At 43.9% G+C, this 15,800-nt stretch carries 11 protein-coding genes; 3 read left to right on the top strand and 8 right to left on the bottom strand.

Annotated elements, in window-relative coordinates; all coding sequences use genetic code 11:
* Together pheT and pheS are read right to left on the bottom strand one after the other, a co-directional pair.
* Complete coding sequence (gene pheT / locus BEL05_RS18700) at nt 1-2,388, bottom strand: phenylalanine--tRNA ligase subunit beta (protein ID WP_069672071.1); 2,388 nt, start codon at nt 2,386-2,388, stop codon at nt 1-3.
* A gap of 15 nt (nt 2,389-2,403) precedes the next feature.
* Nucleotides 2,404-3,387, bottom strand: a complete 984-nt coding sequence (pheS, locus tag BEL05_RS18695) for a phenylalanine--tRNA ligase subunit alpha (protein ID WP_028762066.1) — start codon at nt 3,385-3,387, stop codon at nt 2,404-2,406.
* A 392-nt stretch (nt 3,388-3,779) separates the two neighbouring features.
* Between pheS and BEL05_RS18690 the strand changes: the two genes are divergently transcribed.
* A complete protein-coding gene (locus tag BEL05_RS18690) occupies nt 3,780-5,282 on the top strand; it encodes a methyl-accepting chemotaxis protein (RefSeq protein WP_069672070.1) in 1,503 nt (500 codons plus the stop codon).
* Between the two features lie 121 nt (nt 5,283-5,403).
* Nucleotides 5,404-8,037 carry a PDC sensor domain-containing protein gene (locus BEL05_RS18685; RefSeq protein WP_069672069.1) on the top strand — a complete coding sequence of 878 codons (2,634 nt, stop codon included), beginning with the start codon at nt 5,404-5,406 and terminating at the stop codon, nt 8,035-8,037.
* 117 nt (nt 8,038-8,154) lie between these two features.
* On the opposite strand, the gene BEL05_RS18680 is transcribed toward BEL05_RS18685, so the two are convergent.
* The 6 genes from BEL05_RS18680 to topA all read right to left on the bottom strand — a co-directional run bounded on the left by BEL05_RS18680 (nt 8,155) and on the right by topA (nt 14,099).
* Nucleotides 8,155-9,024: a putative ATP-dependent zinc protease gene (locus tag BEL05_RS18680; RefSeq protein ID WP_028762069.1), complete on the bottom strand. Its 870-nt coding sequence runs from the start codon at nt 9,022-9,024 to the stop codon at nt 8,155-8,157.
* Nucleotides 9,025-9,088: 64 nt separating this feature from the next.
* Entirely contained in the window at nt 9,089-9,460 is a 372-nt protein-coding gene (locus BEL05_RS18675; protein WP_028762070.1) for a SpoIIAA family protein, read from the bottom strand.
* A 26-nt stretch (nt 9,461-9,486) separates the two neighbouring features.
* Nucleotides 9,487-9,774: a hypothetical protein gene (locus BEL05_RS18670; protein ID WP_028762071.1), complete on the bottom strand. Its 288-nt coding sequence runs from the start codon at nt 9,772-9,774 to the stop codon at nt 9,487-9,489.
* 98 nt (nt 9,775-9,872) lie between these two features.
* On the bottom strand, nt 9,873-10,229 hold the full coding sequence (locus tag BEL05_RS18665) for a DUF3802 family protein (protein WP_028762072.1): 357 nt from the start codon (nt 10,227-10,229) through the stop codon (nt 9,873-9,875).
* Between the two features lie 119 nt (nt 10,230-10,348).
* Nucleotides 10,349-10,921, bottom strand: a complete 573-nt coding sequence (locus tag BEL05_RS18660) for a YceI family protein (protein ID WP_028762073.1) — start codon at nt 10,919-10,921, stop codon at nt 10,349-10,351.
* Between the two features lie 514 nt (nt 10,922-11,435).
* The gene (gene topA, locus BEL05_RS18655; RefSeq protein ID WP_028762074.1) at nt 11,436-14,099 is read right to left on the bottom strand and encodes a type I DNA topoisomerase; all 2,664 of its coding nucleotides are present in this window, start codon (nt 14,097-14,099) and stop codon (nt 11,436-11,438) included.
* 359 nt (nt 14,100-14,458) lie between these two features.
* Here topA and astB point away from each other — a divergent pair, with 359 nt between their 5' ends.
* Nucleotides 14,459-15,796: an N-succinylarginine dihydrolase gene (gene astB, locus BEL05_RS18650; protein ID WP_069672068.1), complete on the top strand. Its 1,338-nt coding sequence runs from the start codon at nt 14,459-14,461 to the stop codon at nt 15,794-15,796.
* The last annotated feature ends 4 nt before the right edge of the window (nt 15,797-15,800 follow it).

The following is a 15,800-nucleotide window of genomic DNA, read 5'->3' as shown; positions in this document are numbered from 1 at the left end:
TTAATCCCTCAACAATGCGTTGAACTCTGACTTAAGTTCAGAAACTACTGCATCAACCATCTCAGCAATCTCTTTCTCTTCAAGTGTACGAGTGTTGTCTTGTAGTGTAAGTGCTATCGCCAAGCTCTTTTTGCCCGGTTCAACACCTTTACCCTGGTATACATCGAACAAGTTTAAGCCAACCAACTGATTTTCGCCAACTTTTCTTATCAAATTTACAACATTTCCTGCGGAGACCTGCTCATCTACGACGATAGCGATGTCACGACGGTTTGCTGGAAACTTAGATACAGTCTGGGCTTGAGGCAAACTTGCATGTAATAAAGCGTCTAATTCAAGCTCAAAAACAAATGTTTTTCCGTTTAGTCCAAATGGCTTTTCTAAGCTAGGATGAACGGCACCAATGACGCCTATCACACGATCATTTCTTAGTATTTCAGCACATTGCCCCGGATGCAGAGCTGAATGCGATGCTTTTCTAAAAGTAAATTCTTCATCAGAAACTGTCAAGCCGATAATCGCTTCTAAGTCACCTTTAAGGTCGAAGAAGTCAACGGTTTTTGATTCCATTGACCAATGTTCGTCATTTTGGTTACCTGAAATTACCGCGCCTAGCATAGCCTGCTGGCGTACATTTGACTCGGCGGTTTCATCTGGTACAAAACGTAGACCCGTTTCAAATAAACGAACACGATTTTGTTGACGACTCTGGTTGTAGCCAACCGCAGTCAATAGTCCAGTAAAGGTCGATAAGCGCATTGCTGACATCTCTACAGAGATTGGATTTGGCAAAATCATTGCCGTTTCACCGGGGTGAACCAACTCTTGCAGCTTGGGGTCAACAAAACTATAAGTAACAGCTTCTTGGAACCCACGTGCTACCATCATAGCGCGTACACGTTTTAGGCTGATGTCTGATTCTTTATGATCAGGCATACTCAACGCCGCGATCGGGGCCGTATTGGGGATATTGTTATATCCGTATATACGTGCAACCTCTTCAATGAGATCTTCTTCAATCGCCATATCGAAACGGTAAGTAGCTGTCGTTACCTGCCAGCTATCTTCAGCAACAACAACATTAAAGCCTAAGCGCTCTAAGATCTCTGTTACATCGCCATCACCAATATGGTGGCCCAATACTCTGTCTAGCTTGCTACGGCGCAGCAAAATGCTTACAGGCTGCGGTAGGTGCTCATCTGACTTAGACTCAACAACTGGACCAGCTTCACCACCACAAATATCCAGTACTAGGCGAGTCGCTCTATCCATCACTTTAGCTTGAAGCTCTGGATCGACACCACGCTCGAAACGGTGTGACGAATCAGTATGTAACCCTAAGCGACGTGACTTACCCATTATGGCAAGTGGCGCAAAGAACGCACATTCAAGCAGAATGTCTTGCGTATCCGTTGTCACACCTGATGCTTCACCACCAAATACACCTGCTAGTGCCAACGCTTTTTGCTGATCGGCAATCACTAAGGTATCACTAGGCACTGTGATCTCGTTACCATCGAGTAGTGTTAATTTCTCTTCGCCATCGGCTAGACGAATCGTGACATCACCGTTAAGCGTATTAAGGTCAAACGCATGCATTGGCTGACCGAACTCGATCAGTACATAGTTGGTGATATCAACAATAGGATCGATTGAACGAATACCACTGCGACGCAGCTTTTCTTGCATCCACAATGGCGATGGTGCTTTTACATCTACGTTTTTAACTACACGGCCTAAGTAACGTGGACAAGATGCTGGCGCTTGGTTGTCAATAACCACGGCATCATCGATGCTAGGTGTTACGGCTTGCCACTTTGGTTCCGTCACAGCTTGGCGATTAAGTACACCAACTTCCCTTGCTAAACCCGCCATACCTAAACAATCAGCGCGATTTGCGGTTAAATCCACATCAATGACGGCATCATTAAGGTCGAGGTATTCTCGCACATCGGTGCCAATTGGCGCATCAAGTGGTAACTCTATAATGCCATCGCTCTCTACATCGATCCCAAGTTCTGAGTACGAACAAAGCATACCAAAAGAAGGCTGACCACGAAGCTTAGCCTTTTTGATTTTAAAGTCACCAGGCAATACAGCACCAACCATGGCGACCGCGACTTTAAGGCCTAAACGACAATTTGGTGCACCACAAACAATATCGATTAACTCATCGTCACCAACATTGATTTTTGTTACACGAAGCTTGTCTGCATCTGGGTGCTGACCGCACTCGACCACTTCGCCAATTATCACGCCAGTAAAGTCTGCTGCAACGGCATCAACACCGTCGACTTCTAGACCTGCCATCGTAATTTGGTGTGACAGCTCGTCACGGGTAACACTAGGATTGACCCACTCACGAAGCCAAGATTCACTAAATTTCATTTTTTACTCGCTCCGTTATTTGAATTGCTTAAGAAAACGTAGGTCGTTTTCAAAGAATGAACGTAGATCATTAACCCCATAACGCAGCATAGAGAGTCGCTCTACACCCATACCAAACGCAAAGCCCTGATACTGTTCTGGATCAATGCCAACGCTGCGCAGTACATTTGGATGTACCATGCCGCAACCCAATACTTCTAACCATTTACCATTTTTGCCCATCACATCAACTTCGGCCGAAGGCTCAGTGAATGGGAAATACGATGGACGGAAACGTACCTGTAAATCTTCTTCAAAGAAATTACGTAAGAAATCGTGCAAGATCCCTTTCAGTTCAGCAAAGTTAACATGCTCATCGACCAATAAGCCTTCCACCTGATGGAACATAGGCGTATGAGTTTGATCGTAGTCGTTACGATAAACACGGCCTGGAGAGATGATTCTCAGCGGCGGCTTCTCATTTTCCATGGTGCGGATCTGCACACCAGAAGTCTGCGTACGCAGCATTAACTTTGGATTAAAATAGAAGGTATCATGATCGGCACGCGCAGGATGGTGCTCAGAGATGTTAAGCGCATCGAAGTTATGGAAATCATCTTCGATTTCAGGCCCCTGCTTAACGCTAAAGCCAAGTTCGCCAAAGAAGGTTTCGATACGTTCGATTGTACGCGTCACTGGGTGTAAACCACCATTGTCGATACGCCGACCAGGTAGCGTGACATCAATGCTTTCGGCTGAAAGTTTCTCTTCTAGCTCTTTCGCCTTTAAACCATCAATACGCTCAGAAAGCTTTTGTTGTACAGCTTGCTTGGCCTGATTAACGGCTTGACCGAAAGCGGGCTTCTCTTCAGCGCTAAGCTTGCCCATCATCTTCATCATGTCGGTGATTTTACCCTTCTTGCCTAGGTAATCGACACGAAGGTCATCAAGGGCTTTCAGATCATCTGTCCCTTCGATAGCCTGCAAGGCCTGTTCTACGATTTCTGTTAACTGTGACATCATCTCTTCCAGTACGCCCGACCTTAGATAAGGCCAAGACTTTCTATATGCTAGCTATTTATCTTGCGAAAATAGAAAAAGAGACAAATTTTACGTGACCACAAGGCGTTTGACTAGGGCTTATTTGGTATTTATCTAACGAAAGACAAGGCAAAACAATATTGAAGCGTTCAAAGTAACGACTATTGAATAAAAAGCACCCTAAAAATGTAATTTTGATTCGCGATGCCCCCAATGACGTTGTAAACTTCATCGGTACCTTAATTAACAATAATGATAAACAAACCGTACAAATAACCAACAACCGAACGCTTATCTCTAAATATCGGGTCAAGTTATTAAAACCTTTTCCGATAATTTATGTATATCCGTGTCGGCAACAGAGAATTGCTATGAAAGAAGTTAAATTTCGTTGGGTAGATCAATACCTTATTCACATGACCTTAAAGACCAAGTTTTCAATACTGGCCATTATCCCTATCATTACTTTAATGGGCTTATCTTATATTCTATATAGCCAGTTTACTGCCCAAGTCAGTCAAAGTTACCAAGATTCAAGTACCCAGCAAGCGCAACAGATGGCACAGCTCATTGACATCAGCAGCCGCTATATACCAGAGAGTGAACGACAATCTTTTAGCAATGAACTCACCCGCCAGGGGTTAGCTATCGCCAAGCAAAGTCTCTCTGGCGCAGCCTCCAAAGCTGTAACTAAAGGCGGGGGTGCGGTTGTAAATAATAATACAGTGACGGCTTATAGCGGTGAGACGCAACAAGGTTTAGTGGCAAAGGTGAGCATAAATAACCTAAGTAACGTCCTCGGTGAGTCACGAAATACAGTGATCCTTAGCTTGGTTATGTTAATTCTAGTGATCTTGATTAGCAGCTATTACATCTCGACATTTGTCGGTGGTGCACTTTATACCAATGTTATGGCACTCAAGCGTGCCGCAGATGGCGATCTCACCGGGCGACTAAACTTTTTTGAAGTTAACGATGAGTTCAGCATCTTGGCCATCAGTATCGACACTTTGGTTGAGCGCCAACACAACCTCGTTACCCAAATGACCCAAGCAAGCAGCCAAATTCGTAACGTTGTGCAGAGTTTTAGGCAAACGGCGCAAGAAGGCCAGAGCCTAGCAGCAGAGCAACGCCAGCATCTTGATTCGCTAGCCACCGCTATGGAGGAGATGACCGCAGCGGTAAAAGAGGTTGCTCGTAACGCAGAACAGTCTTCGACAGAAACACAAGAAGCTAATCAGCAAGTTGAAGCAGGCTCTAAAGATATCACCATAACCGTAGAAGCGATTGGTGCGCTTTCCAATGAGATCGGTGATGCATCAGAAGCAGTAAATACCCTCAATGACAATGCCGCCAAGATTGATGAAGTGGTGACCACCATTAATGCCATCTCTGAACAAACCAACCTGCTTGCCCTAAACGCTGCTATCGAAGCTGCCCGTGCTGGTGAGCAAGGACGTGGTTTTGCCGTTGTTGCCGATGAGGTTCGTACACTCGCGGGCCGAACCCAAGCAGCAACGGTTGAAATTAAGTCAATGATCGAAGCGCTACAAACTGGTTCCCAAGACCTCACACGCGTCATGAAGCGCACAGTGGACAAAGCAGAAGAAGGTAAGCAACACGTACTGGATACAGGCGAAGATCTGAAAGCAATCGCACACCACAGTGAAAAGGTATATGAGATGAGTGTGCTCATCGCGACATCTGCAGAGGAACAATCTGCGGTTGCCAACGAGATTGCCACCAATCTTATGGAGATCCGCAATCAATCCCACGACGTCGAACAATCGGCTAACCAGTCGGTGTCAGGCTGTGATGAATTGCACGCAACAGCTGAACAACTTGACCATTTACTCGTTGGTCTAAAAGTTTAACCCCCTTAATAACTGGCAGTAGACCTATTGGGTCGCTGCCAGTTCATTGTGTTTCCCTATTTTCAGTTAGCGATTTTTACTTTAGTCTTAGAGATTAACAGGTAATTGATGGAATAAACGGATGCGCGCCACTGAGAATAAAAACAAGGGAGATAGTCAAGCGCCGCTATGGCGAGATAGCCTAACGTTTAAGTTCACCGTAGTGCAATTTGTGGTTGCCGCACTGATCATTGCTTCAAGTATCTGGCTAATTTTCTCTACCGAACAAAAGCACCATATGGATACTCAGCTTTCGCTGAGCCAAAACCATGGCTTATCCGTTATCGCACAGTTACAGCAGATCACCTCAAAAATAGAAGCCTTAGCCGTTTCGATTGGAATTGTTGGTGAAACCTATCGTGATCAAGAATCGCTCATCGAACAGATAGTTCCACCGCTGTTGGCTATAGAAGAGAATGAACAACTCATCATTAGTGGTGGTTTATGGCCTGAGCCTTGGGCATTTAGCGAAAACAAACAACGTAATAGCTATTTTTGGGCAAGAGAAAAGAACCTCGACTTCCAATTTGAGGGGGGCTATAACACCGAAGTAAACACCAGTTACCATAATGAATTCTGGTATAAACCCGCTAAATATCTACAGAATGGTCACACACACTGGTCGAAAAGCTATATTGACCCCCATACTAATGCTGTGATGATCACGGCATCAGTTCCCATGCGGGTGGAACATAACTTTATTGGCGTTGCTACGGTTGATGTCTCACTCAATGCCTTAAATGAGCGCTTGCGTTTTTCCGATAAAAACCCACTTTCAAAAGGCTATCTGTTTGTCTTAGACAGTTTCAATAACTTGTTATCTGACCCCTTTTACGAAGCTGAGGAAACACCACTGGGCGACACACTGTTAGGCAAACCACTTGAAACACTCATTGAACAATATCCCGCTTTATCTGCGATAGATTCAAGTATAAAGAGCATTGATAGCGATTTTGCTAAACAGGTACTGGCCACATCCGTCTATCAAGATACACAACTTGACGATCTGCTTAATAATACCGCCCAGTCCGAAAAGCAACGTCTATCAGTGCTGCTAAATGCTTCTGTACAGCATCTTGAGCTTAAACAGGATCCCGTGATCATATCACTCGAGTCAGGGCCCATTTTTAATGAGCCTGTCTTAATATCAATATTCCAAATGCCACAGACATACTGGAAAATAGTATTAGTGACTCCACTATCGAGCTTGTCGCAACAGGCGAATGCAATTGCAATCAAAATTGGCGCGTTTTTGCTACTGGCGCAGCTCATCGCACTATTTGTACTGTTTATATTTCAACATAAACTATTTATTCGGCCGATATTTCAAATTGTCTCTGCACTACAGAGTGGTAATTTAGGTCGACTGGAGCTCGATGCCAACCGCCGAGATGATGAAGTTGGCCAACTTGCCAAAGCCTTTATTGCCCGCAGCAACCAATTAGAGATAGCCTATGCAAGCCTTGATGCGGGAAATCTGGCACTTGAGCAGCAACTGGCCATGCAAATACATGCTCAACAAGAGCTTGAGGCAAAGAAGGAGTTAATAAATTCGCTGTTAAATGCATCACAAAACCTAATCTGCATTAAAGATATTAATGGGCGTTACACCCTAATTAATGACAAGTTTTGTGAAGTATTGGGCATCGAACGACAACAGATATTAAATCGATTAGATAGCGACATCTATCCTAAGCATATCGCTGCTATCATTGCAGCTCACGACCAACTCATCATCGAATCAGATAAAGCACAAAGCTTTGAGCAACCCATACCAACGGTACAAGGGGAACGCACCTATCTCATCACTAAATACCCGATAAAAGATAGTGATGATAATCTGATAGCCTTGGGTGCAATGGCTGTTGATATTAGTAGCTTAAAAGAGAAATATGAAGAGCAGCGACAAACTTCAGCTCGCCTAAGCATAACCATTGATGCACTAAGAAAATCATTGACGCTTGCAGAAGCAAAGAGCACTGCGTTAAGAGAGCAGTTAACCCTTGGGGCAGATGCTAGCCAGAAAAAGGGGCAATTGGCCCGCATAGAATCAGAGCAGTTACATATATTGCCACAGGTAGTTGAACAGCTTTTCAAACATCAGCTGGTAAACCTTGAGCAACTATTTTTATCATTTCATCAGCAATCATCGATACAAGCCCCTTCTGCAAATCGTTTGCTAGTGATAGACCGACTGACTCAGCAAATCGACATAATCCGTCATACGCTCGCCCTGCTCAGTCGAAGTAATGGCACAGTTAAATCAATAAACTTAGCGATGTTTATTCAAGATGTCACGAGCGTTCTCCATCCACAACTAGCAGCTAAGAATGTTGATATTGAGGTCAACTGTGCCACAGCCGTTACAATCAATATGGCGGCATGGGACCTGTTTACCATCAGCTATCAAATACTCTCAAACACCCTAATTGACGGGTTTGGCCAAACATATGAACGTGATACCGCTGCGAGTATTACTATCGATATTAGCGCGAAGAAAGACTATGTTATCCTGCGCTTTCACGATAACGGATCGGGACTGAGCAGCGACATGCTTGCGAGAATACAGCAACAGCTTAAGCAGCAACGCCATGATGGCACGCTTAATAAACTCAACCTATGGCTTAGCGAACGCTATGAGGGTGAAATAAAGATTAACTCTGTCCTCGGCCGATACACAGAGATAACCGTCAGTTTTAACCCTAATTTACCTTAGAGGCTAACAGCTTAAAGAGAAACCTTGGTCTCGCAGCATTCTTACAATGGTAAAGTGGTAATCGTTTATATGCTATAAGAACAGAAAAGAGGCTTGCGCCTCTTTCTTGTTATTACTTTATAGCGATACATCGACCATATAATGACCCTGAAGCCAATTACGCCCAATGAGCAATTTGTGCGTCATCTTGCTTCTATCACGTAAATTCACTTTAACCTTATACTCTTTACCTAGCTCTCCCACTTGTAACTCCACCATGTAACGTATCTCGCTACCTTGAGCATTACGTATTAACGATGTTTCCACAATACGAGCATGAACACGATGCTGCTTGCCCTGTTCATTTTCGGTAGTAAAAAATAGCATTTTTCCGACATTTTTCTCCATGTCATCAACGCCATTCTCAACCTTTAGATCTACAGCATGTAGTGAGTTCTCAACCGCACCAGTATCAATACGTGTGTTAAATAGCAATCCAGTTTCAACAATACTAATGGGGGCGACAGGACCAATCAATTGTTTATCAGCCACGTCAACAATATATTTGCCCTTAAGCCAATTCCGCCCAATTAAGAGTTTGTAATCCATGTGGCTACGGTCTCGTAGGTTAACTTTGACCTTGCGTTCGTCCCCTTTCTTACCAATCTTAAGTGACACCATGTAACGCGTTTCAGTGCCTTGAGAATTGCTCACCGTCGACGTTTTAACAATTGTTGCACTTAAGCGCTTTGACTCGCCCGTACGATTTTCGGTGGTAAACCAAATGGTTTTTCCCACATTGTCCTTCATATTTTTAGCGCTACCACCTTCGACTTCTAAATCAAAAGCATGTATTGAAGTATTGCCCGCGCCGGTATCAATGCGCGCTTCATAAGTTAAACCAACCTCACTCACACTCATTTGCGCCGTTTGGCCGATGATCGCTTTTTCACCAGCAAATGTTGGTGCGGCAATCATTAGTGCACTCAAAATTAATATTCTTAGCATTTACAACCTCAAATTATCTACTAAAAAGCCGACCTAAAGTCGGCTTTATCCATTCACTTAACGTTTATGCGTCATGATGAAGTATCCAATCCTGTGCGTTTTCCACTTCCATACGACTAAAAACTTTAACCGGACATGGCACCATATAAGCCAGTACGCTTGCCGTATTCGCAACCAAATCATTATCAGTGATGATGGCAACTCTTGAAAAATCAGTCAAATGAAAAAAGCCTAATTTGGCGTCATCCCACAGCGTTTCAACAGAAACGCCCTCAAAACCTTCACTAAATTCATACCATAATTTAATTGTTGCGTGGTCCATTAACTTAGCCTCAATTGCTGGAAGCAAATGCTGCTCGTAGTCTTCACTAGTTAACACACCTAACGCCTTAATAGCGACAACATCGTGGTGAAACCCATCTAACAGCTGTATCATGATGAACTCCGTTTTTAATCAGAATGCTAATGAACAAAGTGAAAAACAAACAGGCTAAACAGAAAGCTGGTGCAGGCACAGTGCATCATATGTTCCAAACGATTAATCCCATCTTTTAAATATCGATAGTGGCGAACAAACTGAACACCGAGCCAGACGAGTATAAACGGCACAAATGGCAGCGAAATCACTAAGGGAATAAAGCCCCAGCCCATTTCAAATGCATTAGCAGTGAACAGCTGAAACACTGCCCAAAAAATTAGCAAAATGAGGTAAACAATATAATGCTGTTTATAGAGAGATTTAGATAACATCTGAACAACGACCCTAATGCGATTTACTCTATTACATTAGGTACAATTAACCGCTTTAACAAGTACTCAGTTGTAAACAGCTGTTGCACGGTGATAAATCACTCACTTGCTTGCATCTTCGCAATCTCTTGGTCAAACAAATTCTTTATCAATCCGGAAAACTCGGTAATAAAAAGAGTTTGCTCTGGTGTTGCGTTTTGCTTAGCAACGTTGGCGAGGATCTCTTCTAAATCGTAGACGATGGCATCGACTTCTCGAATGACCATATTTCGCTGCGCAAAACTGAGTGAGGGGTTTTGCCCGCAAACCATAATGATCTGGGCGGCAAGTTGCTCTTCAAAAAGTTCCATAACGGTTTCATCACCAATAGAGGTATGCTCTGGGGCTTCGAATAAGCCTAAGTGCTCAGTGAGATACTGTATTAAGTGAATATAACCGTCTTTATCAGTAACCATTATTTACCTTAGCATCTTAAATTATACTGAGCATGGCCTAAGCCATGCTGAATATCCAGTGACTGTTGATATTATGGTACAAAACAAAGCCAGAGTCTTGTTGATAGCGCACGTTTTTATTATCGCTTAAGCGTTAACACGAATGAGACAGGTACAGCTTGGCTGATTGTCGTTAAGCCAGCTATTTCCCTGAGTTTTTCAACCCCTTCTGTTAAGCCAAAATCAGCAGCATTGATCAATAGCGGCACATCACTCACCACAAACAGTTTATCTGTTGCCAATTTGGCAACCTTAACATGCACGGCCATTGTCTTTGATTGACCATGGAGTGCTATTTCAGTCTGCAGCGACATAGGCATAACACTGCCAACGGCTAACGACTCAACGGCCGCATCATCTAACTCAGCCTTGAGCGTTAAGTTTGGGTATTGAGCGGTTTCAAAAAGGATCTCCTTCATTCGGATATCTCTTATTTCAACATTGGTCCACACGCTCGTTAGTGGAATCGATAAGGTAAAAGCACCTGACTTTAACTGACCTTCCAGTTGATTAAAACGGTGGACTTCCGCAACATCACCCTTTTTAATCGAGATAAAACTCACTTTCGAGTCTTCATTAACCACCTGCCAGTTCATCGCGAAAGAAAAACAACTTATCGCACTAAGGGAAATACCCAGTAACATTCTTCTCATTGCTATACGCTCCATTGCTTAATGAATCCTTGCTTACACTATCGACACAAGCATAAAGACAACCACTAGGTTGTCTTTATGATCAATTTCACTCGTGATATCAATATTAGCCTATTCTTAGCTAAGCGTATTAAATAGTTGGAAAAGTAACATCAACAATCTGCTTTTCTTACCGCGAATGACGCTTGCCCAAAACGACTTAATGCAAAAAATTAATCACACGATTAGCCCACCCAATGATAAAACACTCGCGTATTAAAAGAGCGAAATGTCCGATTGATGCTATAACTCAGCAAGAGTGCAGCGCGTCTGAGACAAGGCCCTTAATGACTCCTGCATTAAGGGCATTCACAACGCCCCAGTTGATTGCAACGACTGAGAAGCATAGTCTTCTGCATCGGGTGCACTCGTTGCAAAAAACACACAGAGTCATTCACACTCTGGTACTGATTGGTAATAGTAATGAAAGCTGCAGATATAAAAAAGCCCTAACTTTAGTTAGGGCTTTAACAATCTAGGCTTTTTTAGCCTTGGGTTTAGCTTTTGGTTTTGCCTTGGACTTAGCTTCGCTTACCCATTTACCGCCTATATACTTTGCCGTCCATCCTGTCGCTTTACCATCAACTTCTGTCGATACGTACTGCTCTTTGGTTTTGCGACTAAATCTCACAAAGGCTTTGTTACCGTCATCATCACAAACAGGAGCGTCTGCTAGATAAAGGTATTTAGGCCAAAGTAGCTCACGGTATTTAACCAACTCTTCCACTAACGGTGCACGTGTTTCACGCGATTTAGGGAAAGTGCTAGCGGCCATAAATATCCCTGCGGCACCATCTCGCAAGACGAAATAGCCATCAGACTTGGTGCATTTTAGATCGGGGAGATGAATAGGATCTTCTTTTGGTGGTGCAGCCTCACCACTCTTCAACAATTTACGTGTATTTTTACACTCACTGTTGGTACAGCCGAAATACTTACCAAAACGGCCGTTCTTCAGTTCCATATCATTGCCACAGCGATCACATTCTAAGATTGGGCCTTCATAACCTTTAATCTTAAATTGACCCTGTTCAACCTCATAACCACCACAAATAGGATTATTACCACAAACATGTAGTTTGCGTTTTTCATCAATCAGGTAGCTATCCATCGCTGTGCCACATACATCACAGCGATGCTTAGCACGTAATGCATCAGTTTCTGCATCTTCGTTATTTTCGCTAATGGCTTCCTCACCCGGCGTTAAATTAAGCGTGGTCTTACAACGCTCTTTAGGTGGGAGTGCATAGCCCGAACAACCTAGGAAGACACCTGTGGTACCGGTACGAATCCCCATAGGGCGACCGCACGTTGGGCACTGAATATCGGTAAGCACCATCTCGTTAGGACGCATTCCGCCCTCTTCTGGTGGTAATTCCGCCTTCTCAAGCTGTTCAGTTAAGCCTTTGTAGAAGTTATCCAGTACTTTTTTCCATTCAAGTTGACCCTGAGCAACATTGTCAAGTGTCTGCTCCATGCCCGCAGTAAAGTCATAGCTCATTAGCTCTTCAAAACTACCGACTAAACTTTCACTGACGATCTCACCCATTTTTTCAGCATAAAAGCGACGGTTTTCAACTTTTACGTAGCCACGATCTTGAATAGTTGAGATGATCGTTGCATAGGTCGATGGCCTACCGATCCCACGCTTTTCTAACTCTTTAACAAGTGATGCTTCGCTAAAACGCGCAGGCGGTTTAGTGAAGTGCTGCTTAGGTAGCAACTCATCAAGCGCAAGCTTATCGCCTTTAGCGACGTAAGGTAGAGTATTGTCTTCTTCATTTTTCTTTTTAATTGACGTTTGTACACGCGTCCAACCGTCAAATTTGAGTGTGCGACCAGTCGCCTTAAGCTCATAGTCACCCGCAGACACAGTTAGGCGCGTCGCATCATATTTTGCTGGCGTCATCTGACACGCAACAAACTGGCGCCAAATCAGCTCATAAAGACGTTGAGCATCGCGCTCCATGTCACTCAGGCTCGCAGCAGTCACTTTGACATTAGAAGGACGAATCGCTTCGTGAGCCTCCTGAGCCCCCTCTTTGCTGCCATAACGGATTGGCGACTCTGGCAGATATTTATCGCCAAATTCTTTGCCAATCATTTCACGTACATTGTCTAATGCTTCTTGACTCAAGTTGGTTGAGTCAGTACGCATATAGGTGATGTGACCCGCTTCATAAAGGCGCTGAGCCATCATCATCGTCTTCTTAACACCGAAGCCTAAACGAGTACTCGCAGCTTGTTGCAGTGTAGAAGTGATATAGGGTGCTGAGGGCTTACTCGATGTGCCTTTGTCTTCACGGGCGCTCACAACGAAGCTTGCCGCAGATAATGCAGCGACCGCCGCCATGGCTTGAGCTTCATTCACTGGATTAAAGGCATCGCCCTTAAATTTGCTCACCTGCATTTTTAGCTTATCGTTAGACAAGGTATTTAAGTCAGCATGAATATCCCAAAACTCCTCAGGAACAAATGCCTTAATTTCACTTTCGCGTTCAACCACTAAGCGTGTTGCAACAGATTGCACTCGACCCGCAGATAAACCACGAGCGACTTTTTTCCATAGCAAGGGTGACACCATAAAACCCACGACTCGGTCGAGAAAACGACGAGCTTGTTGGGCGTTCACCATATTCGTATTTAGGCTAGCTGGATGACTAAAAGCATCTTGAATCGCGGTTTTAGTGATCTCATTAAACACCACACGTTGGTAGCGTTCTGGATCACCACCGATAACCTCTTGCAAATGCCATGCAATCGCCTCCCCCTCTCTATCCAAATCGGTTGCGAGAAAGATATGGTCAGCGTTAGCGGCAAGGGTTTGAAGTTCCTTAACGACTTTTTCTTTACCTGGTAACGTCTGGTACTTTGCTTTCCAGCCTCGTTCAGGATCGACACCCATACGAGCGACTAGCGCTTGTTTGGCTTTTGCCGCTTTGTATATAGCCTTTTCATCAGGAGACATCTTACGTACTTCAGCAGGCGTTTTAGTCGCCGTACTTGTCTCACTGCTCGAAGAGGTCGGTAGGTCACGGATGTGCCCTACACTCGATTTTACGATGTAATCTTTGCCGAGATATTTATTAATAGTCTTGGCTTTGGCCGGTGATTCGACAATAACTAGCGATTTACCCATAGAATGATCTGCGCCAAAAAGTCTCAAAATTCTGTAAATTGGCTCCATATATAGAGGGTTGTATCAATAGTTTCAAGCTAATCCCTCTTTTATTTGTCACGGAGAGCCATTTTTTAACCGTTTTTGAAAAAAATGTGAAAAATAATATTGCGTAATTAAAAACTAATATTTCATTATTACCCATCTAGCAAGTACTAGTTATGCATTTCTAGTCAAATATCACATTAACAGCCATTTTCCCCTAGCTTGTTAAGCGTAAACTCTCAAGTATACTGAGGCACAAATAAGCCATTATTCAGCACAAGTATTGAATTTGTCGAACACGGCACAAAAACAAAAATGACTCTGAAGGATAAGCAATGAAGCATTACGAAGCGAATTTTGATGGACTCGTCGGACCAACCCACAATTATGCGGGACTGTCATACGGTAATGTGGCTTCTTTAAGCAATGCCGCGGCAATATCAAGCCCTAAAGCTGCCGCTAAACAAGGCCTTAAAAAGGCCAAAGCGCTCGCAGATATGGGAATGGTACAAGGTATGCTTGCACCTCAGGAGCGCCCAGACCTCCATACACTGCGTCGAATTGGTTTTTCAGGTACTGACGCCGAAGTTTTAAATAAAGCCGCTAAACAGGCCCCTGCGGTCCTTAGAGCCTGTTGCAGCGCATCGAGCATGTGGACAGCCAATGCGGCAACGGTGTCACCTAGTGCCGATACCCATGATGGAAAAATCCATTTCACACCAGCAAACTTGGTCGACAAACTGCATCGCAGTATCGAACCCACAACGACAGGTAATATTCTCGCAGCAACGTTCAACAACGCGCGCCACTTTAGTCATCATCAACATCTACCAGAACATCCAAGTTTCGGCGATGAAGGTGCGGCTAACCACACTCGTTTATGCAGCGAGTATGGCCATGCAGGCCTAGAACTTTTTGTTTACGGGCAAGAAGCTACCAACCCGGCTGCGCCAAAACCGCAAAAGTATCCTGCACGTCAAACTTTAGAGGCTTCGCAAGCGATTGCACGCTTACATCAACTTGATGATGATAGCAGTGTGTTCATTCAACAAAATCCCGACGTGATCGATCAAGGTGTATTTCATAATGATGTGATTGCCGTAGGTAATCAGAATGTGCTCTTTTATCATGAGCAAGCCTTTATGGATACCCAAAAGAAACTTGCCGAAATCCAGCGTAAATTTAATGGACAAGAGCTTCACTTTATTGAAGTCCCTACCGCTAAAGTCGGAATTCAAGACGCCGTTAAAAGCTACTTGTTTAATACGCAAATCATTACCCTGCCAAACGGTGAAATGGCGATTATCGCACCGACAAATTGCCAAGAGAACCCAGCGGTATTTGCTTATCTCAATGAGGTAGTAACGCTCGGTACACCAATCAAACATGTACACTACTTCGATGTTAAACAAAGTATGCAAAATGGTGGCGGCCCTGCATGCCTGCGTTTACGTGTAGCAATGAATGAAATGGAAGTGGCGGCGGTTAATCAACATACCTTGATGAATGATGCGCTGTTTAAACGTTTAAATCTATGGGTTGATAAACATTACCGTGATGAATTAGCCGTTGATGACCTCGCCGATCCGCAGCTCATTATAGAGTCTCGAACAGCACTTGATGAACTGACGCAAATTATGAAACTCGGCAGTGTGTATCAGTTCCAAAAGTAAATGT

Source organism: Shewanella colwelliana (assembly GCF_001735525.1).
GTDB lineage: Bacteria > Pseudomonadota > Gammaproteobacteria > Enterobacterales > Shewanellaceae > Shewanella > Shewanella colwelliana.
This window is presented reverse-complemented; position numbering and strand designations above follow the sequence as displayed.